This is a genomic window from Flavobacterium faecale (genome assembly GCF_048320115.1).
GTDB classification, from domain to species: Bacteria; Bacteroidota; Bacteroidia; order Flavobacteriales; family Flavobacteriaceae; genus Flavobacterium; species Flavobacterium faecale_A.
This window is the reverse complement of record NZ_CP182943.1, coordinates 352,825-373,489: the sequence shown is the minus strand read 5'-3', so window position 1 is coordinate 373,489 and position 20,665 is coordinate 352,825. Positions and strand designations below refer to the sequence as shown.

The window sequence follows — 20,665 nt, the reverse complement described above, 5'->3', positions numbered from 1 at the left end:
TGAAATAATACTTTTAATTAAAAAAATAAACCAAAAAATTATTAACCAAAATTGAATTAAAAATTATGAAAAAGAAATTAAAAATCATCACAATGGTTTCGTTCTTATTAGTGTTTGCTAATTGTTCTAGTGATTCAGAAATTAAGGAATCGGGTAACAATAGTATTGTGGAAGAGAATGATACTTTTGTTAATACTAGTCCTACTATGTTTAATAGAATTAGTAGTTCCAATACCGTTACTTTTAATACGACAGATCAACAGATCAATTCTTTATCTATAGCTGAAGCAATTTTTAATAATGAAATATCTCAGTGGAATAATAATATCGCCAATATTTCAGACAATAAATTAAAAATTGATTTACAAGCTAGCTATGGTACTTCTGGAGCTATGACAAGTTTAATTGATGTAGCTGATGGTGCAAAATATCAATTAACATTTAATTTAAAGTTTGATGAAGGATTTGATTGGTCTAGAGGAGGAAAGGTAGGATTTGGCTTTTTTATTGGTGATGGAGTTACTGGAGGAAATAATTTAGAGGCTACAGAGCAAAATAAGGGTGGGAGTTTTAGAGTGATGTGGCGAAAAGACACTACAGGCAATCCTTATTTTATTCCATATGTATATTATAAAGGAATGTCGGGGCAGTATGGAGATGATTTTGACACCTATAGATACAATAATCTTTTAAAAAATAAATGGTATCGAATTCGTTTAACAGTACATGTTAACACGCTGCCTGAACAAAAAGATGGCTATGCAAAAATGGAAGTGAGTTCAGATTTTGGAGAAAATTATACTACGGTTTGGGAGAAAAATGATATGTGGTGGTCTGGAGGAACAGAACCTAATTTAAAAGTTAAGAAAATTAATTTCCATGTTTTTAGAGGAGGAGGAAATAGTACATGGGATGGCAATAATGGTACACAATCTATATACTTTGATACCCTTAGTTGGGAAAGACTGTAATTCTAAATCTAATTAGATTAGAGGTGTATTTTGAATATAGAGCTCAATAATTATTTTCACAATTTAGTAGAAATTGAAATTAGGCCTTGGATATAGTGTCAAGGTCTTTTTTCTTCAAGCATAAACTATGGCGCAGAATTATTTGTTACGTTTTAGTTCGAGATTTGGAAGACATAGTAGGAGGTGTTGTTTTTACTATTGTGTCAATATTGAGAAATAAATTCAATGATGCACAAATAGTGAAAATAATGATACAATGGTACAAATACGAAATAATGTTGAATTCTTATGTTTGGTATTCAAATAGCAACCTATAAAAACCTAATGAATTTTGACAAAATCATCAATCCCTACCATTGAATTATATATATATATATAACTATGCCATAATAGTAAATGTCAATTTTTTTAAAATTCTTGTATAAGCAAATAGTAATAGAATATAGATAAGATGTCTTCTAAAATAAACTTCGTTTAGCTGTACTATAGACTATTTTTTTCCAAATAAAGAAATGAAAATTGTTAATCATTAATTTTTTATTTGGATAAAAAAAGAAGAAATACTAAAACCAAATGAGCTAAGGCTATCAATAAAATAAACAAAAGTTTAATAATTAAATATAAATATGAGTATTCCAAATTTCATCAAAAACATTTTTCTCTTACTATTGATTTATCCACAAATTTCATTTTGTCAAGTAAAGCAGAATCAACCGTATAATGTATTATTTATTGCTGTAGATGATTTAAGGACAGAACTTAATTGTTATGGAGCAACACATATAAAGTCGCCAAATATAGACCGATTAGCAAACAATGGCGTGAAGTTTACTAATGCCCATGTACAACAAGCGATTTGTATGGCTTCACGTGCATCTATCATGTCTGGAATCAGGCCTGAAAAGCGTGGTATCTATACAGGTGAATCTGTAACAGATGTTTTACCGAACGTACTCACTATTAATAAGTTTTTTGAGCAAAACGGGTATAACATCGCTTCGTCGGGAAAAATATATCATTATCCCGAAGACACTAAGGAACAATTTGGAAATACTTACATTAATCCAACTGCTACTTGGAAAGGAAAGGGGTATGTAACAAAAGAAAGTCTTGAAATTTTTAAAAAGTTTAAGGAAGGACCAGCTTATGAAGCTGCTGATGTACATGATACGATTTATCCTGATGGTATCAATACCTTAAACGCCATGAGAAAGCTCGAAGTTCTTAAAAAAGAGAATAAACCATTTTTCATGGCTGTTGGACTTTTGAAACCTCATTTGCCTTTTAATGCTCCCAAAAAATATTGGGATATGTATCCTGAATCTTCGATTAAATTATCAGAGTTGACAGAACGTCCAGAAAATTCAAGTAAATATACCCTAAGAGTTAAGGGTGAATTAACTAATTACCCTGGGATGCCAGGGTCTTTTAAAGAAATACCTGATTCAACAGCTATAAATTTACGACGAGGCTATTATGCATCTGTTTCATACATTGATGCTCAAGTAGGGAATTTATTAAATAAGTTAGAAGAATTAGGATTGAGAGAGAATACCATCGTTGTACTATGGGGAGATCATGGTTATAAACTCGGAGATTATGGGAGTTGGTGTAAATGGTCGAATATGAATATAGATACTAATATTCCTTTTATATTCAATGTGCCTAATGGAGTAAAAGGCGAAACCTATACACACCCTGTTGAAGCACTTGATATTTATCCCACATTAGCTCAATTATGCCAATTAAAACAACCGACTCATATAGAAGGTAAAAGTTTAGTTTCAATTCTTAAAAACCCTAAAAAAGAGCCTAAAACAAAAGCCTATGCCTATTCGGTTTGGCCTGATGAACGTTGGAATTATGAGAAGACAGTTATGGGGTATTCGGTTACAGATGATCAGTATAATTATGTAGAGTGGGTACAACTTAAAACAGGTGAAGTTGTAGAACGTGAATTGTATGATCATAAAAAAGACCCAAAAGAAACAAAGAATGTTATTGCTGATGGGCAATATAGAAATGTGATTAGTGAACTGGCAGGAAAAGTGAAGCTGAAAAAAGAAGCAACAGATCACCATCATAATTTTAAAAATGTAAAGAGTAATTAACGTTGACAATTTAAGTTTCAAAAAAAAAAATAAATAATGAAAAAAATAGGTTTAATTCTTTTAATGATAATTTCAAGTACAGTGTTGTTTGCACAAGATAATCTGTTACAGAATTGTTACATGAGAGAGGGAATAACACTGAATGGTCGATGGAATTATATTGTGGATGTATATGAATCTGGATTTTATAATTACAGAAGAGAACCTCATGACGAATCTGAAAATCCAGGTGCAGGAGCTTTTTACTTAAACGCAAAACCTAAAGATAAAACAGATAGGGTTGAGTATGATTTTGATGCAGCTCCCACTTTGTTAGTTCCTGGTGATTGGAATTCTCAAAAAGAAAATTTATTTTATTACGAAGGCACTCTTTGGTATAAAAAATCTTTTGATATCCCAGATTATAATCCATCAAAAAGATATTTTATGCATTTTGGAGCTGTAAACTATTTTGCTGATGTATATGTAAATGGAAAAAAAATTGGAGCACATAGAGGTGGTTTTACACCTTTTAATTTTGAAATGTCAAAGGTGCTTAAATCTAAGGGTAATTATGTTATTGTAAGAGTAGATAATAAGCGTTTTGCTGATGAAGTTCCTACTGTTAGTACCGATTGGTGGAATTATGGCGGAATCACAAGGGATGTAACCATATATAAGGTAAGTGAAACATTTGTTGAAGATTATAGTGTGCAATTAGATAAAGAAAATGATAAACTTTTAAAAGGTTTTATACTGTTAAATGGTCAAGGCAAGGCCAATACTAAGATAACAGTAAATATCAAGGAATTAAAACTAAATAAAAGCTATACCACTGATTCTAACGGCTATGTTGCCTTTGAAATTCCTGTAAGGAAGTTTACTAAATGGAGTGATACCAATCCCAAACTTTATGATGTTACCATCTCAACCAATGAAGATACAATATCAGATAAAATAGGTCTTAGACAAATTAAAACAAGGGGAGCTGATATTTTATTGAATGGAGAAAAAGTATTCTTAAAAGGCATCTCTATACATGAAGAGAATGTAATGCGTGGTGGAAGAGCTCACTCTATTGAAGATGCTAGAGTATTGTTAGGATGGGCAAAAGAATTGGGATGCAATTTTGTAAGATTGGCACATTATCCACACAACGAAAACATGGTGCGTTTGGCTGACGAAATGGGATTGTTAGTTTGGGAAGAAATACCCGTGTATTGGACAATAGATTGGAAAAATAAAGACACCTATAAAAAAGCTGAAACACAATTACAAGAGGCCGTTAGTCGTGATAAAAATAGAGCTTCAGTCATTATATGGTCTATGGCTAATGAAACTCCTCAATCAGAAGAGCGCCTTAATTTTTTAACCAATCTAGCCAAAGCAACTCGAAAATTAGACAATACACGTCTTATCACTGCAGCTTTAGAAGATCACCCAAGTAAGAAAGACAAAAACATTATGGTAATTGAGGATAAATTCTCAGATGTAGTAGATATTGTGAGTTTCAATCAATATTACGGTTGGTATGGTGGTAAAATAGAAGATCTTAAAAACATCCGTTGGGAAATTGATATTAACAAACCAGTGATTATATCAGAATTTGGTGCCGCTGCACTACAAGGGAATCACGGAGATAAAACAACTATGTGGACCGAAGAAAATCAAGCGTATTTGTATAGTGAAACTTTACCCGCTTTGACCAAAATTCCTCAGCTTAGTGGTATTACACCGTGGATCTTAACTGATTTCAGGTCTCCACGTCGTATGCATGATGTATATCAAAATGGTTATAATAGAAAAGGTTTAATTTCTGAAACGGGTAATAAGAAAATGGCCTTTTATACTTTGCAAAAATTTTATAAAAACTTGAAAAAGTAATAATTAATTGAGATTTTATAAATAAAACTTTTGGTAATTTTCGTTAGCTAGTTAAAATATAAAATTATAAGGCTAAAAACGATAATTAAACGAATAATAGAAACATTTGATTTAAATTAATATCACAGAAATAAAGTTATACTAATGAATTTAAAAAACACTTCAATAAAATTTTTTGGCGTTCTACTGTTGTTTATGACATCTGTAAATCTTATAGCGCAGTCCGAAAATCTAAGAGGAAGAGCTAAAGTAAATATCAATTCCAACTGGCAGTATTTAGAAAATCCAACTAAAAAAATTGGTGAAGCATTAAAGCAAAATAATTGGCAAAATATAAATCTGCCTCATAGCTGGAATGCCATAGACGCGACTGACATTAGACCGGGATACAGACGAAATGCTAGTTGGTACAAAAAGGATATTCAAATTGGGAGTATTCTTCCCCATCAAACCTATCAATTATATTTTGAAGGAGTAAATATCGTTAGTGAGGTGTATGTAAACGGTAAATTAGTAGGAGGACATACAGGTGGTTATATTGGATTTACAGTTGATATTTCAAAAGTGATTAAACCTGGTACTAATAAAGTTTTAGTAAGAGTAGATAATAGTTTTAATCCAGAAGTAATTCCTTCTCAAAAAGCAGACTTTTTTATTTTTGGAGGTATTACAAGAGATGTATGGCTAGAAGTGTTGCCCACAAATTTTTTATCAGATTTAAAAATTTCAACCCCTACTGTTTCTAAAACAAAGGCTTCATTAGAGGCTACTGTTTCAATTAACCCAGGTGATAATGCTAATTTGAAAGTAAAGGCTTCTTTGTTAGATAATAAGGGAAAAACTATTTTATCTAATCAATTCAATATTACAAATCATTCTTCTAAAATAGTTTTCAATTCTATTAAAAATCCAAAGCTTTGGCATACAAATGCTCCTAATCTTTATACGCTAAAAGTGGAATTAATTGAAGGTAAGATATTAAAAGACGAAGTTTCAGAGAAAGTGGGATTTAGATGGTTTGAATTTAAAGATCATGGTGCTTTTTATTTAAATGGAGAACGATTGTTACTGAGAGGTACTCACAGACACGAAGAACATGCGGGAGTAGGTGCTGCAATGAGTAACAAACAGCATAGAGCCGATATGGAACTAATCAAAGATATGGGGGCAAATTTTGTGCGATTAGCACATTATCCACAAGATCCTGAGGTGTATAAAGCCTGTGATGAATTAGGTATTTTAGTATGGGATGAGTTGCCTTGGTGTAGAGGCGGAGTTGGTAATGAGATATGGAAAACAAACACAAAAAAGATGTTGAAGGAGATTGTTGATCAAAATTATAATCACCCTAGCATCATATTATGGTCTTTAGGAAATGAAATTTATTGGTTGCCAGATTTTGAAAAAGGAGGTGATACTAAGATGATTAATACGTTTTTAAAAGAGCTAAATGATATGGCGCATCAATTAGACCCTTCCAGAAAAACAGCGATTAGAAAATATTACGAAGGCTCTACTATCGTAGATGTGTTTTCGCCTTCTATTTGGTCGGGATGGTATTCCGGAAGTTATAAAAGCTATCAAAAAGCTATTGATCAATACAAAGCTGAATATCCTCATTTTTTACATGCTGAATATGGTGGTTCCAGCCACGTAGGTAGGCATACAGAAAATCCTATTACGGGTGAAGGTAAGATACAATCAGATGGATGGGAAGAAGCAATTGTACAAACCGATGTTGCTAATATTGCTCAAATTGGTGATTGGAGCGAAAACTATATCGTGGATTTATTCGACTGGCATCTTCGAATTTCTGAGAATGACCCCACATTTGTAGGGAATGTACAATGGGCTTTTAAAGATTTTGGTACTCCTTTGCGTCCTGATAATCCTATTCCATATATGAATCAAAAAGGTCTTGTGGATAGAGAAGGAAAACCCAAAGATGCTTTTTATGTTTTTAAAAGTTATTGGAGTGATAAACCATTTACTTATATAGAATCTCATACATGGACAGAGCGTCAAGGTCCAAAAGAGACACCAAAAGAGGTAAGTGTATATAGTAATTGCCCTGAAGTAGAGTTATTTCTTAACGGTAAAAGTCTAGGGATTAAAAAACGAAACACATTAAGTTTTCCTGCAGCAGGTTTAAGTTGGACTTTAAATTTTGAAGAAGGTGAAAATAACTTGGAAGCCATTGGTAAAACTAAAGACGGTAAAAAAGTTACGGATGTATTAAAATTAAATTACAGATTTACTAAAAATACGGAAGCTATCGATTTAAAATTAGAATATAAAGTGTTAGAAGATAATTATTATCTAGTGACAGCAACGGCTATTGATAAAAAAGGATTACGTTGTTTAGATTATGAGGAACGCGTATATTTTCAATGTCTAAATGGTGGCGAAGCTATAGTGAGTCAAGGTACACCAACAGGTAGTGAAGTCATCGAAATGGCAAACGGGCAAGCATCGATTAAAATAAAAAGAAATTCAGACAAAAAGCCTTTACAAGTTACAGTTCTTAATCAAAGTTTTAAAGGAACTTATCTTCAAATAGATTGATTTGAAAATGAAAAATAGCAATTTTTTTTTTAAGTGCCTATCAGTGTTGTTTTTAACACTGACTGTATTTACTTTGGATAGTTATTCACAAGAATTAACCAATTTTAATAAAGTAAAAACGCTTGAAGAATTACGAATTATAAATGATGTTAAAAAATATTTTGATTTAAAACCTCTTACTATTACTTCTCAAGGATGTAATAGAAGTGCAGGGACTAAGAATGATTTTTATTCGGAAGGCGATTACTGGTGGCCTGATGATAAAAATCCAGAGGGACCTTATGTTAGAAAGGATGGATTAACAAACCCTGATAATTTTGTTGCACATAGAGAATTAATGATCAGACTAAGCCAGATTTCTGGTGCATTAACATCTGCCTACCTAGTAACAAAGGACGATAAATATATTTTAAAATTATTTCCACATTTGAATGCATGGTTTATAGATGCTTCAACAAAAATGAATCCACATTTGCTTTACGGGCAGGCCATTAAGGGAATAGAAACAGGAAGAGGTATTGGAATTATTGATACTGTTCATTTGATTGAGGTAGCATTAGCAATAGAAGTTGTAGAAGATTCGAAGCTAATGAATATCGAAGATTTGAATAAAATAAAAGTATGGTTTTCACAATATTTAAATTGGTTAACATCACATCCGTATGGGAAACAAGAACGTGATAACGGAAATAATCATAGTACCTGTTGGGCAATGCAAGTGGCTGCTTTTGCACGATTAGTTAATAATCAAGAGCAGATACAATTTTGTAAAAATATGTTTAAAACTGATTTGTTACCAAATCAAATGGCTCAAGATGGTAGTTTTCCAAAAGAGTTGGCAAGAACTAAACCATACGGATATTCGCTATTTAATTTAGATGCTATGGCGGCTTTAGCTCAAATGCTATCTGATGGGGATGAAAATTTATTTCAATTTACCACAAGTGATGGAAAAAATTTAAAAATTGGTATTGAGTTTCTTTACAAATTTGTGAGAAACAAATCACTTTGGCCATACCCAGAAGATGTCATGTATTGGAATGATTGGCCAACTAAGCATCCTTTTCTATTATTTGGAGGGTTAAAATTAAAAAACAAAAAATATATAAAAACTTGGAAACAACTTTCCGAAATACCCGATAAAGCTGAAATTTTAAGAAATATGCCTGTTCGCTATCCTTTATTATGGGTATATAGAACTTAGCAGTAAAATAAAAAATTTAACACTGATTTAGCACTGAAAGAAGTAGATCAAACTATAAATAGTATAAAAAATGAAATTAAAAGTTTTAAGTAAATTAATGTTAGGAGTAATGGTTGCTTTTGGTAGTTCATGTGCTTCCCAATCATCCAAACAAAAAGACAATACGCCATGGGTGTATTTAATAAATAAAAATAACACCGAAGGTTGGACTATCTTAGGAGGTGAGGCAACTTATAAAGTAGAAAAAGGAGTGGTAACAGGTACAACAGTGGCAAATACTCCCAATACTTTCTTAGTTACTAAGAAGCTTTATAATGATTTTATATTTGAAATTGATTTCAAAGTAGATTCTACGATGAATTCAGGTATTCAAATTAGAAGTAATAGTTTGCCTTTTTACCAAAACGGTAGAGTTCATGGATATCAAGTTGAAATTGATCCATCAAAAAGGGCATGGAGTGGTGGAATTTATGATGAAGGTAGAAGAAAATGGTTAACCACTCTAGAAAATAATTCCGAAGCTCAAAAAGCATTTAAACAAAATCAATGGAATCACTATCGGGTAGAAGCCATAGGTAGTACCATCAAAACTTGGATAAATGGGGTGCCCGCTTCCTATTTAATTGATGATAAAACAGCTAGTGGTTTTATCGGTTTACAAGTCCATTCTATTGGTGATAAAATGGAAAAATTAGGTAAAAAGGTGATGTGGAAAGATGCTAAAATTCTAACACAAAACCTATCAAAATATTTATTAGAATCTCCTTTAGAACCTGTAGTAACTCATAATAACTTGACTGTTCAAGAAAAAAAGGATGGTTGGGAAATGCTTTGGGATGGTAAAACTACGAATGGCTGGAGAGGCGCCAAATTGGAACATTTTCCCAAAAGTGGCTGGAATATTGAGAATGGAGTTCTGTCAGTAGCAGATACTGGAGGGCGAGAATCAGTGGCTGGTGGCGATATTGTTACCACAAAAGACTATAGCAATTTTGAATTACAGGTTAATTTCAAAATAACTTCGGGGGCCAATAGTGGAATTAAGTATTACGTAAATACTGATATCAATAAGGGTGAAGGTTCGTCAATAGGGTTAGAGTATCAAATTTTAGATGATGAACATCATGAAGACGCTAAATTGGGTTCTAAAGAAGGAAGTAGAACTATGTGTTCTCTTTATGACTTGATAAAAGCAGACGCAAATAAACCGGTTAATCCTGTTGGAGAATGGAACTCGGCTCGTATTGTTTCTATTAATAATCATGTAGAGCATTGGATAAATGATGTAAAAGTATTAGAATACGAAAGAGGAAGTAGAGCATTTTTGAAATTAGTTTCGGAAAGTAAATATGCTAAATGGCTAAACTTTGGATTATTAGAAAAAGGCCAAATTTTACTTCAAGACCATGGCAATAAAGTGTCATTTAAAAACATAAAAATTCGTGTTCCTAAAAATAAAAAAGACTAAATCATGGATAACAATAGAAGGGATTTTTTGAAAAAAGCAACTTTAGCTACTGCAGGTATTAGTTTAAGTAGTAGTATAAATGCAATGTCTGCAAAAAGCTATAATAATATTATAGGTGCTAATGATAGAATTAATGTTGCTATTCAAGGTTTAGGACGAAGATATGGTGCTTTTATAGAAGGAATTACAGCAAAAGAAAACAATGTGCGTTTGCTATATCTATGTGATGTTATGCAAAGTCAAATGGATAAAGCAGCTGCTAAAGTTGGTGAAAAAATAAACTATAAACCAAAACTTGAGGAAAATATTAAAAAAATCCTTGATGATAAATATGTTGATGCGATTTTTATGGCAACGCCAGATCATTGGCATACACCAGGTGCAATAATGGCTATGCAAGCTGGTAAGCACGTGTATTTAGAAAAACCATGTAGTCATAACCCTTGGGAAAACCAACTTATAGTTGCAGCGCAACAGAAATACAATAAAGTGATTCAGATGGGTAACCAGCAACGTTCGTCTTTAGAAAGTATAAAAATCGTTAACGAAATTCATAATGGTATCATTGGTCATGCTTACAAGGCAATCGCTTTTTATGCTAATAACAGGCCTAAAACGCCTCATCCTGTTAAAGTGGCTCCTCCTCAAGGGTTAAATTGGGATTTGTTTCAAGGACCAGCACCCAGAAAAGAATACACGCACGACACATGGGATTATAATTGGCATTGGTATGGATGGGATTATGGTACGGCAGAAATGGGGAATAATGCCACTCATGAACTAGATATAGCGCGTTGGGCTTTAGACGTAAATTATCCTAATCATGTAACTGTTTTAGCGGATAAGAATCATTTTAAAGATGATGGTTGGGTTATGTATGATGAGATGTTGGCTACTTTTAAATTTGAAGAAAATAAAATAATTCAGTGGGATGGCGTTTGTCGAAATGGTTATAATAAATATGGTAAGGGTCGTGGTACTTTAATTATGGGAACAGAAGGTTCTGTGATGATAGACCGTGATGGCTACGAACTTTATGATCGAAAAGGAGATTTAAAACACAAAATAAAATCTTCAAATAAAGAAGGTAGTGTAGGACTAGGGGGTGGTGGTGATTTATCAACGCGACATACGGTAAACTTTTTTGATGGAATCAGAGGTAAAGCAAAATTAACTTCACCGATTGATGTTGGAGCTATGTCACAAATGCTTACACATTATGCCAATATTGCTTATCGAATTAATAAAGATTTTGATGTAGATCAATTATCAGGAAAAATATTTGATAAAGATGCCATGAAATTATGGTCTAGAACTTATGAACCAGGTTGGGAACCTCAAATATAAAAATGGAAAGACGTGTATTTATAAAGAAAGCGGGAGTTGCTTCTGCAGCAGTTGCTACTCCTTCATTATTTTATTCTAACATTTTTACTAAAGTTAGTACTAATGATAACTTAAAGATTGGTGTTATTGGTACTGGTGATAGGGGTACTGGTCTTATATCAATTTTAAATTCAATAGACAATGTAAATGTGGCTGGCGTTTGCGATCTATTACCGTTTCGTTTAAATCAAGGTTTGTCAAAATCGAAAACAAAATCTATTGGATATTCAGATTACCATAAACTTTTAGATAATAAAGATATTGATGCAGTAATTATAGCAACACCTTTTAGTACACATTCTAAAATAGCAACAGATGCACTTAATGCTGGAAAGCATGTCTATTGCGAAAAAACTTTAGCAAAAGGATATGCCGGTATTGAAAGTTTAGCGAATGTAGCAAGTGGGTCTAAAATGATTTTTCAAACTGGACATCAATATCATAGTTCAAGACTTTATACTCATGTGGTTGACCTAATCAAAGAAGGTAAGGTGGGTGAAATACTCACTTTTGAATGCCAGTGGAATAGAAATGGTAATTGGAGAAGACCTGTACCTGAACCTAAATTTGAACGAGCTATAAATTGGCGAATGTATCGCGAATTTTCAGGTGGACTTACGGCTGAATTATGTTCACATCAAATAGATTTTGTGAATTGGGTTCTTGATGAAACACCGAGTCAAGTTATGGGGGTAGGAGGTATCGATTATTGGAAAGATGGAAGAGAAACTTTTGATAATGTTCATTTGACATATAGATATTCTAGTGGTGTTACCGCCAAATTTACTTGCCTAACAAGTAATGCCAAAGATAGTTATCAAATCAAAGTTTTAGGGGATAAAGGGACAATAATTATAGATACAAAACATGCTTGGTTTTATCCAGAAGGGCAAAATAATAAAGTTTTAGGAGAAGTAGATGGTGTTAGTGGCGCAACTACTATGTGGGATGAACAAAAAGGATATGTAATTAATGTAGAACACTTAGACCCAACAAAACAAGCGTTGTTAGATTTTAGAACCGCAATACAAACAAACAACCAACCAGTTTCAGGTTTAATTACAGGTGTAAAAACAGCAATCTGTGTTCAAATGGGGTTAGACGCTTTGTGTGAGAATAGAATTATTAAATGGAATCCTAATTCTATTAAACTTGAAATATAGTATAAAAAAACAAGTCTTAAGACTGATGATTTTAAATAAAATAGGAAATATAATTATTGTTTGGCTTTTTTATTTAGGTTCACTAAGTAGTTTTGGACAATACATAACTTATAATAATCCCATAATCGCTGGTTTTAATCCAGATCCATCAGTTTGTAGAGTTGGGGATGATTATTATTTGGTAACCAGTACTTTTGAATATTTTCCAGGTGTTCCTGTTTATCATAGCAAAGATTTGGTCAATTGGAAAATGATTGGTCATGCTTTGCATCGTCCTGAACAGCTAGATTTAGATAGTGTGGCTTCTACAGCAGGCATTTATGCACCAACATTACGCTATCATCAGGGGATGTTTTACATGATAACAACTTTAGTTACTGATAGTAAAGATAACAAGCCTAAGGGTAATTTTATTGTTACTGCAACAAACCCAGAGGGGCCTTGGTCTATGCCTCATTGGATAAATGATGCGCCAGGAATTGATCCATCACTTTTTTTTGATGATGATGGAAAAGTGTATTACTGTGGGAATTATACGCCAGTAAAGGAGGAGCTTTTGCATAAAAGTCATCGAAATATTTGGGTTCAGGAAATAGATTTAAAGACGTTTCAATTAAAAGGGGAAAGAGGAATACTAGATTCAAAACCTTACTTCGTAGCTCGTACTATTGGGTCTCCGTATGCTTTTGAAGCACCACATTTATACAAAAAAGAAGGGCTTTATTATTTAGTTTTAGCTCATGGTGGTACCGGTATGTCACATGCAGTCTCAATTTGGAAGTCTAATTCTCCATTAGGACCTTGGGAAGAAAACCCAAAAAATCCAATCTTAACACATCGTGGAGATCTAATTTTAGGTATTAATGCTACTGGTCATGCAGACATTTTTCAAACAAAAGAAGGTGATTGGTGGTCGGTATTTTTAGCGGTAAGAAGCAAAGATGAAAATAAGAATGTTATGGGAAGAGAAACATTCTTAGCACCTTTAGATTGGTCTGGTATTTGGCCAATATACAATTCAGAGGGAAAGATTGGAGCAACTGCGATGACTCACAAAGCACCTAAAATGTTCAAAGGAGAGCAACGTAATTTTGATTTTGTTGACAACTTTGATGATAAGAAGCTAAAATTTGACTGGACTATGATTCGAACTCCTAGAGAAGTTTGGTGGGCTGTTAAATCTGGTAAATTAGAATTAAAATTGAGACCAGATCAAATCGAAAACTTTCAGCAACCTTCATTTTTAGGAATTCGGGTTCCAGAAATGAAAATAGATGCCATAACGTCTTTAAATTTTACACCAAAAAAAGAAAACGAATGCGCCGGTTTGGCATTTGAAAGAGGACACGACGAAGAATGGACCTTAGTAAAGGAACTTTACAAAGGTAAAATGGTAGTAAGTGCGTATTATGATGGGAAAACGCTTTTAGGTCGGCAAGAATTAACAACAAATAAAACGATTGAATTAAAAATTCATTTAGATCATTTTAAAATTTCATTTTATGTTAAAGAATCAAAATCTTCTTGGATATTAATCGCAAAAACAGATGCTAGTAAATTAGGATTTCCACCCGCAGGACGTTTTACAGGTTCTATGGTAGGACTATATACATCATCAAGAGGTAAGCTATCAAAAAGTAGTGCTACCTATGATCATTTTGAATTAAAAGCTTTTGCAAACAAATAAACTTAAAAATCATAATATAATGTTTAAAACAAAAAGTCAGTCTACAGAAATTCCTAGTTTTTTTAAAGTATTAATACCATTGCTAATTTTAGGTATGTCTCTAATTATTACGAGCTGTTCAAGTGATACAGAAGATAAAACAGAAATGGTTGAAGAAGAAGAAGTTCCTACAGGTTGTACTTCAGGTAAATTATTTAATGAAAAAGATGGCATCGTTCGTGTAGATCTTGAAAACCCAAGCACAATAGCTAATGGTTGGGCTACTGCAAGTACGTTTTCTGGTTATGAAGGAACAGGTTATCTTGTTTGGACGGCAAATGATAATTTTAATACACCAGGAATTGGAACAATTAAATTCTCTATCAAAATAAATAGCCCAGGAACATACCAATTTGTTTGGAGGTCTAGAATAGCGGAAGGAACCAGTAATACCGATTTTAATGATAGCTGGTTGAAAATTAATGGGAATGATTTTTATGGGGAAAAAGCTGGAGGAGAAAGAGTCTATCCAAAAGGTTCAGGAAAAACGCCTGTGCCAGAAGGAGCTGGATCAAACGGGTGGTTTAAAGTTTATATGAATAAAGTAGGTGAATGGTTTTGGAGATCTTCAACTAGTGATAATGATCCACATGATATTTTTGCAAAATTCGATACTGTTGGGGTTTATGACGTAGAAATTTCAGGACGCTCTAAATTTCATGCCATAGATCAATTTGTATTATTTAAAACGGATAAAAGTTTATCTGCTGCACAGAGTGCTACTTTAAGTGAAATTTCATGTAAATAATATTCTGAAAAAAGAAAAGAAATAAAAAACATAAGGCGTTGAGCGTAGTTGTTAAACCTTGCCGTAATTTAAAATCAGCATTCAATGTTTAAAATAAAAAATCAAATTATTTCAAACCCAATTTTAATTGGAATATTTGTAGGCTTAATAATGTTAACAGGTTGCTCGCAACAAAAATCAATAACTAAAGCTGAAGATAAAACAATAAAACTGCCACAACGCCCTAATATCTTATGGCTTGTTACAGAAGATTTAGGCGCATACATTCCGCCATTTGGAGATAATACAATAAAAACACCAAATCTTAGCAGATTAGCCAATGAAGGTGTAATTTATCCAAATTTATATTCAACATCTGGCGTTTGTGCACCAAGTAGAGCCACCATTGCTACGGGTATGTATCCTACCAGCATTGGAGCAAATAATATGAGGGTAAATTCCTTTATCGAAGTAACAGGACTGCCAATATACGAGGCAGTACCACCAACAGACTTAAAAATGATAAGTGAGTGGATGAGATTAAGTGGCTATTACTGCACGAATAATTATAAAGAAGACTATCAGTTTAACCCACCTGTAACAGCCTGGAACGAAAGTAGCCCTTATGCACATTGGCGCAACAGAGGAAACAATCAACCATTCTTTGCTGTTTTCAATTTTCATGAAACACACGAATCGGGCTTGTTCGAGCCATATGGTTTACGCTATCATGAAGAAAGACTTTACGCAGCCGGAGATAGAAATTTCAAAATAAGAGGTAACGGTCAAAAACGGATGAAAGAATCTGAGTCAACCATCCACGTGCCAAGAGATATAGATTTTAAAATACCACCTTATTTACCTGATAACGATGTAGTAAAACGAGACATGTGGAAGGTTTATAACAATATTGCCGAAATGGATAAACAGATTGGCGCGGTTATTAAACAATTAGAAGACGATGGTTTGCTGGAAAACACCATCATATTTTTTTATGGCGATCATGGAGGGCCTTTACCAAGAGAAAAAAGATTAACCTATGATTCTGGTTTAAATACACCAATGATAATAAGGTTTCCTAAAAAATGGAGTGCAGGAACCAAAGATGATCAATTAATAAGTTTTGTCGATTTTGCTCCAACATTGTTGTCGTTAATTGAAGAAAAACCGAAAGAATATATGCAAGGTCAAGCTTTTCTAGGTAAGTATAAAGCAAAAAATAAGCGAAAATACATACATGCTGCAGCAGATCGTTTTGATGAATATTCAGATGTAATTAGAGCAGTGAGAGACAATCAATTTAAGTATCTCAGAAATTACAGACCCGAACAAGGATATTATTTACCGCTTGGTTACGTACAAAATATTCCAACCATGCAAGAATTATTACGATTGAATAAAGAAGAAAAACTAAATGATTTTCAAAAACAATGGTTTAGAAAAAACAAGCCAACAGAAGAATTGTTTGATTGTATGGTCGATCCGTATGAGCTTAATAATTTAGCAAATGATCTGAAATATAAAGATAAACTGGTCACATTAAGATTGGAAATGGATCGTTGGTTGACAGCAGTTGGAGATAATCCTAATTTACTTGAACGAGATTTAATAAATAATTTATGGGAAGGTAAAAATAAGCAGCCAGTAACGATTAATCCCACAATAGTTGTCTCAGATAAAAAAATCACAATTAGTTCAGAAACAAAAGGGGCTTCTATAGGTTATAAAATTATAACAAAGGGGAATGAAGAACCAAAAGAATGGTCAGTGTATAGCATACCTATTGTAAACTTACGTAAAGGCAGCCGATTAATGACTCAAGCACATCGTATAGGATATAAACCAAGTAATATTATTACAAGAGAGTTTTAGATTTACACAGTACAAATGTTTTTAAAATAGAATTTTCATAAAAAGTCAAAATATATAATGAAAGATAAAATATTTTTTTTAGCGTGCCTAATCTCATTTTGTGTAAATGCCCAAACATCAAAACTTCTAGGTTTGGATAGTAAAGGCAAATTAACTTATGTTGAAGATGAAAAAGGAAATAAAATCCCTGATTATAGCTATGTAGGGTATCATCATGGTGAAAAGATAATTCCATTTGTTCCAGTAAGAAAGGTAATTAATGCAATACAAGGAGATAACTTAAGTAATATCCAAAAAGCAATTGATGAGGTGGAATCTTTAGAGCCCGATTCTAATGGATTTAGAGGAGCATTACTTTTAAAAGCCGGAAAATATGAAGTTAACGGTGTTTTAAAGGTTAAAAAAAGCGGGCTTGTATTGAGAGGTGAAGGAAAAACCACTGTTCTTATAGCTACTCAAAAAGAGCAATCTAATTTTATTGTTTTTGAAGGTCTCTCCGCAGCTGAAAAAATAAAATCAAGCAAAAATAAAATAATAGATTCGTATGTACCAGTAGGTGCTCAATCGGTTAGTATTGAAAACGACCGTGCGTTTAAAAAAGGAGATGATATTATGATTGAAAGAAAACCCAATCAAGATTGGATTAAAATGTTGGGTATGGATATTTTAAGTCAAACAGATCCAAAGGCTAAAGATTGGACACCAGAGAAATTTACGGTTACTTACAGAAGAAAAATAGTTGAGGTTCTTGGAAATAAAATCATTTTTGATGCTCCAATTGTTGATTTAATTGATTCAACGTATGCAGAAGGATATCTATATAAATATACTTGGAACGGAAAAATGGAAGAAGTAGGAATTGAGAACATCCAATTAGATTCTTACTATGCTTCTGAAACTGATGAAAATCATGCTTGGAATGCGGTGACTTTTATGAAAGTAGAAAATGGTTGGGCAACTAATGTTTATGCAAATTATTTTACTTATTCATGTATTAATATTGAAAAGACAAGTATGAAAATCACCGTTGATTCATGTGAAATGCGAAATGCAAGAGGGATAGTCACGGGAGGTAGAATGTACTCTTTTAATGTATTGGGAGAGCAAAATTTGGTTAAAAATTGTATTAGCGAGAAAGGAAGGCATGATTATGTGACTGGGGCAACAGTGGCAGGACCTAATGTTTTTTTTAAATGTAAATCTATAAATGCCCAAAGTATTACTGGACCTCATCATAGATGGGCAACTGGTTTGCTATTTGATTCTATTGATATTGGGGAGAATAAAATTGGTGTAGAAAATAGGGGGATTTCAGGAAGTGGTCATGGATGGGCAGGAGCAACTTGTATGTTTTGGAATTGTAGTGCTACTGATATTGTTATTCAAGATCCTCCTGGAGATCATACTAATTGGGCTATAGGATGTATAGGAAAACATATTGATAAGGGATGTTGTACATCCAATCAACCATTTGGATATATTGAGTCAAAAGGCAAGAATGTAGTACCTCAAAGTTTATTTGAGCAACAACTTAGTAATCGTCTAAAGACTAATTAGTAGGTGTTTATTTGATAAAAAAACTTGAGATTTATGGATATTATAAAATACATCAACATTATAAAAAATTCGCGAGTACCCATGTATAAGCAAATAGTAGGCGCTATTACCAATAATATTTCTAATGGTAATATTAAATTAAATCAGAAACTCCCTTCTATAAATACAGTTAGTGAGAATCTTAATTTATCGAGAGATACTGTGGAAAAAGCTTATAATATATTGAAAGATCGCAACATTATTATTTCTATACCTAAAAAAGGAACCTATACAGCAAAAATAGAAACAAAGCATAAATTAAATATCCTTTTTTTGATAAGTAAGATGAGTCCTTATAAAATTAATATTTATGATTGTTTTGTTAATAAAATAGGTGTTAATTCTGATGTTAATTTGGTAGTATATCATTGTGATGAATTACTTTTTTTGGAGACTTTAAATCAAGCTAATTTAGTTTATGATTATTATGTTGTGATGCCACATTTCAAAACGGATGAACAAAAACATACTAGTTATACTGAAACAGTATTGAAAGCAATTTATAAAATACCTAAAAATAAGTTGTTGTTTTTAGATAATATAGTACCACCATTAATAGAAGATAATAACATTGCCGCTGTTTATCAGAATTTTGAAAATGATATATATGAGGCAATGAAAGAAGGAAAGGATAAAATAGTCAAATATAAAAAAATTGTCTTGGTTTACCCAGAACGATTTGTTTATCCTTATCCAAGAAGAATTGTCGAGGGGTTTAAGAAATTTTGTTTTGAATTTGAAATGAAATTTGAGATTCTAGATAAAATTTGTAATGATATAGTACTCAATACCGGAGATTTATTTATAATCATTGAAGAGTATGATTTAGTTAATTTAATTCACCAAATTAGAGACAATGGTTTAGTACTAGGGGAGGATTTAGGTATTATTTCGTATAATGATTGTCCCCTTAAAGACCTATTGAATATTGCAACAATGACTACAGATTATAAAAAAATGGGAGAAACCGCTGCTGAAATGATCATAAAGAATCAAGGTGGTAGAGTCAAAGTACCTTTTTACCTTAATGATAGAAACTCTTTTTAATTTTTTTTAATAATGGCAAAATAATGTTTTTTATCATTGTGAGCATTTGGATATGCAAATAAAAACTGCACTTTAAGCTAAGCTATATTTTTGTAATTAATTTGATTGTTAAATTCTTCGATAGTTGCTTAATTGAAGCAGAATATCTCCGTTTTCTGTTGTACCAAATCTCAATATATTGCTTCGCCAGTTCGCTTCGCTCGGGTCAAAGATTTTATTTTTGTTTGTTCTTTGGTAGTCAGTGTGTTACTGTGGGTAAATTCGGTTTTCAAGGATTTTAAAAAGTTTTCCGCAACTGCATTATCCCAAAACACAAGCTTTAGCAAACTTTCGAAGGAATTTCCTTTTTGACTCATACTGCGGGTAATTTTTTAAAGGAATCAAGAACATTTACAAACTTTATCCTTGTATATTGAGCACTTCTTTCAGACCCGAGAGCTCTGCTCGAACAGGCGAAGCAATGAAAAATCAAACCCTTCTCAATACTACGGTTTTTAATTGCCATTTTCAATGCTAGAAGAGTAGTTCCATCAGTATTCATACCGTCACTCAAACTCCAACTTATAATTTTCCTGTGATATAAATCCAAATGGTGGTTAGGTATATAAATCTCTCTTTTGTTTGAATATAGTTGATATCCGAAACTCAGACTTTTGAAGTCATTTTAACAATAAACTCTCTGTTCAATATGTTTTCGACAATTAAATAATTATGATTTGAGTTGGTTGTTAATTTGAATTTTTTGCTTTATTTACTTCGCAAGCCTAACTGTTTCATGTATTTTTCCATGGTTATTGCTTCACCTGTTTGCTAGGCTCGGGTCTTGAAACTTTGTAAGCAAAACGCTGAAGTTCTAACGTTATTCAAGGACTTCCATATCATTGCTTGGATTCAAAATAAATCAATGTAATCCGTTCTTTTATGGGAATTTTTCGTTTCTGTCTTGCGGTGATTATTTGTTTTTAC

Annotated in this window: 13 protein-coding genes; all 13 read left to right on the top strand. The window is 32.6% G+C overall.

Annotated features, from left to right (window positions below; translation table 11 throughout):
• Positions 1 to 65 precede the first annotated feature (65 nt).
• The 13 genes from ACNH59_RS01515 (at position 66) to ACNH59_RS01455 (ending at position 19,699) form a co-directional block, all read left to right on the top strand.
• Entirely contained in the window at positions 66 to 971 is a 906-nt protein-coding gene (locus tag ACNH59_RS01515; RefSeq protein ID WP_418263696.1) for a polysaccharide lyase, read from the top strand.
• A gap of 626 nt (positions 972 to 1,597) precedes the next feature.
• Positions 1,598 to 3,082, top strand: a complete 1,485-nt coding sequence (locus ACNH59_RS01510) for a sulfatase (protein WP_418263695.1) — start codon at positions 1,598 to 1,600, stop codon at positions 3,080 to 3,082.
• A 36-nt stretch (positions 3,083 to 3,118) separates the two neighbouring features.
• Positions 3,119 to 4,945: a glycoside hydrolase family 2 protein gene (locus ACNH59_RS01505; RefSeq protein ID WP_418263694.1), complete on the top strand. Its 1,827-nt coding sequence runs from the start codon at positions 3,119 to 3,121 to the stop codon at positions 4,943 to 4,945.
• Between the two features lie 144 nt (positions 4,946 to 5,089).
• Positions 5,090 to 7,510, top strand: coding sequence for a glycoside hydrolase family 2 protein (locus ACNH59_RS01500; RefSeq protein ID WP_418263693.1), 2,421 nt, complete (start codon positions 5,090 to 5,092; stop codon positions 7,508 to 7,510).
• A 7-nt stretch (positions 7,511 to 7,517) separates the two neighbouring features.
• Positions 7,518 to 8,714 (top strand): alginate lyase family protein, encoded by a 1,197-nt coding sequence (locus ACNH59_RS01495; RefSeq protein ID WP_418263692.1) that lies wholly within the window; start codon positions 7,518 to 7,520, stop codon positions 8,712 to 8,714.
• 70 nt (positions 8,715 to 8,784) lie between these two features.
• Positions 8,785 to 10,182, top strand: a complete 1,398-nt coding sequence (locus ACNH59_RS01490; RefSeq protein WP_418263691.1) for a 3-keto-disaccharide hydrolase — start codon at positions 8,785 to 8,787, stop codon at positions 10,180 to 10,182.
• A 3-nt stretch (positions 10,183 to 10,185) separates the two neighbouring features.
• A complete protein-coding gene (locus tag ACNH59_RS01485; protein WP_418263690.1) occupies positions 10,186 to 11,529 on the top strand; it encodes a Gfo/Idh/MocA family protein in 1,344 nt (447 codons plus the stop codon).
• 2 nt (positions 11,530 to 11,531) lie between these two features.
• Complete coding sequence (locus tag ACNH59_RS01480) at positions 11,532 to 12,731, top strand: Gfo/Idh/MocA family protein (protein ID WP_418263689.1); 1,200 nt, start codon at positions 11,532 to 11,534, stop codon at positions 12,729 to 12,731.
• Between the two features lie 25 nt (positions 12,732 to 12,756).
• Positions 12,757 to 14,418 (top strand): glycoside hydrolase family 43 protein, encoded by a 1,662-nt coding sequence (locus ACNH59_RS01475; protein WP_418263688.1) that lies wholly within the window; start codon positions 12,757 to 12,759, stop codon positions 14,416 to 14,418.
• Between the two features lie 19 nt (positions 14,419 to 14,437).
• On the top strand, positions 14,438 to 15,205 hold the full coding sequence (locus ACNH59_RS01470) for a hypothetical protein (protein ID WP_418263687.1): 768 nt from the start codon (positions 14,438 to 14,440) through the stop codon (positions 15,203 to 15,205).
• Positions 15,206 to 15,289: 84 nt separating this feature from the next.
• The gene (locus ACNH59_RS01465) at positions 15,290 to 17,056 is read left to right on the top strand and encodes a sulfatase (protein WP_418263686.1); all 1,767 of its coding nucleotides are present in this window, start codon (positions 15,290 to 15,292) and stop codon (positions 17,054 to 17,056) included.
• Between the two features lie 132 nt (positions 17,057 to 17,188).
• On the top strand, positions 17,189 to 18,613 hold the full coding sequence (locus ACNH59_RS01460; RefSeq protein ID WP_418263685.1) for a hypothetical protein: 1,425 nt from the start codon (positions 17,189 to 17,191) through the stop codon (positions 18,611 to 18,613).
• A gap of 81 nt (positions 18,614 to 18,694) precedes the next feature.
• Positions 18,695 to 19,699 carry a GntR family transcriptional regulator gene (locus tag ACNH59_RS01455; protein ID WP_418263684.1) on the top strand — a complete coding sequence of 335 codons (1,005 nt, stop codon included), beginning with the start codon at positions 18,695 to 18,697 and terminating at the stop codon, positions 19,697 to 19,699.
• The last annotated feature ends 966 nt before the right edge of the window (positions 19,700 to 20,665 follow it).

Bases quoted from the DNA above. Each gene is read 5' to 3' on its own strand.
- ACNH59_RS01455 (WP_418263684.1), top strand. From the start codon at position 18,695: ATGTATAAGCAAATAGTAGGCGCTATTACCAATAATATTTCTAATGGT.
- ACNH59_RS01465 (WP_418263686.1), top strand. From the start codon at position 15,290: ATGTTTAAAATAAAAAATCAAATTATTTCAAACCCAATTTTAATTGGA.
- ACNH59_RS01480 (WP_418263689.1), top strand. From the start codon at position 11,532: ATGGAAAGACGTGTATTTATAAAGAAAGCGGGAGTTGCTTCTGCAGCA.
- ACNH59_RS01485 (WP_418263690.1), top strand. From the start codon at position 10,186: ATGGATAACAATAGAAGGGATTTTTTGAAAAAAGCAACTTTAGCTACT.
- ACNH59_RS01475 (WP_418263688.1), top strand. From the start codon at position 12,757: ATGATTTTAAATAAAATAGGAAATATAATTATTGTTTGGCTTTTTTAT.
- ACNH59_RS01495 (WP_418263692.1), top strand. From the start codon at position 7,518: ATGAAAAATAGCAATTTTTTTTTTAAGTGCCTATCAGTGTTGTTTTTA.
- ACNH59_RS01500 (WP_418263693.1), top strand. From the start codon at position 5,090: ATGAATTTAAAAAACACTTCAATAAAATTTTTTGGCGTTCTACTGTTG.
- ACNH59_RS01515 (WP_418263696.1), top strand. From the start codon at position 66: ATGAAAAAGAAATTAAAAATCATCACAATGGTTTCGTTCTTATTAGTG.
- ACNH59_RS01470 (WP_418263687.1), top strand. From the start codon at position 14,438: ATGTTTAAAACAAAAAGTCAGTCTACAGAAATTCCTAGTTTTTTTAAA.
- ACNH59_RS01490 (WP_418263691.1), top strand. From the start codon at position 8,785: ATGAAATTAAAAGTTTTAAGTAAATTAATGTTAGGAGTAATGGTTGCT.
- ACNH59_RS01505 (WP_418263694.1), top strand. From the start codon at position 3,119: ATGAAAAAAATAGGTTTAATTCTTTTAATGATAATTTCAAGTACAGTG.
- ACNH59_RS01510 (WP_418263695.1), top strand. From the start codon at position 1,598: ATGAGTATTCCAAATTTCATCAAAAACATTTTTCTCTTACTATTGATT.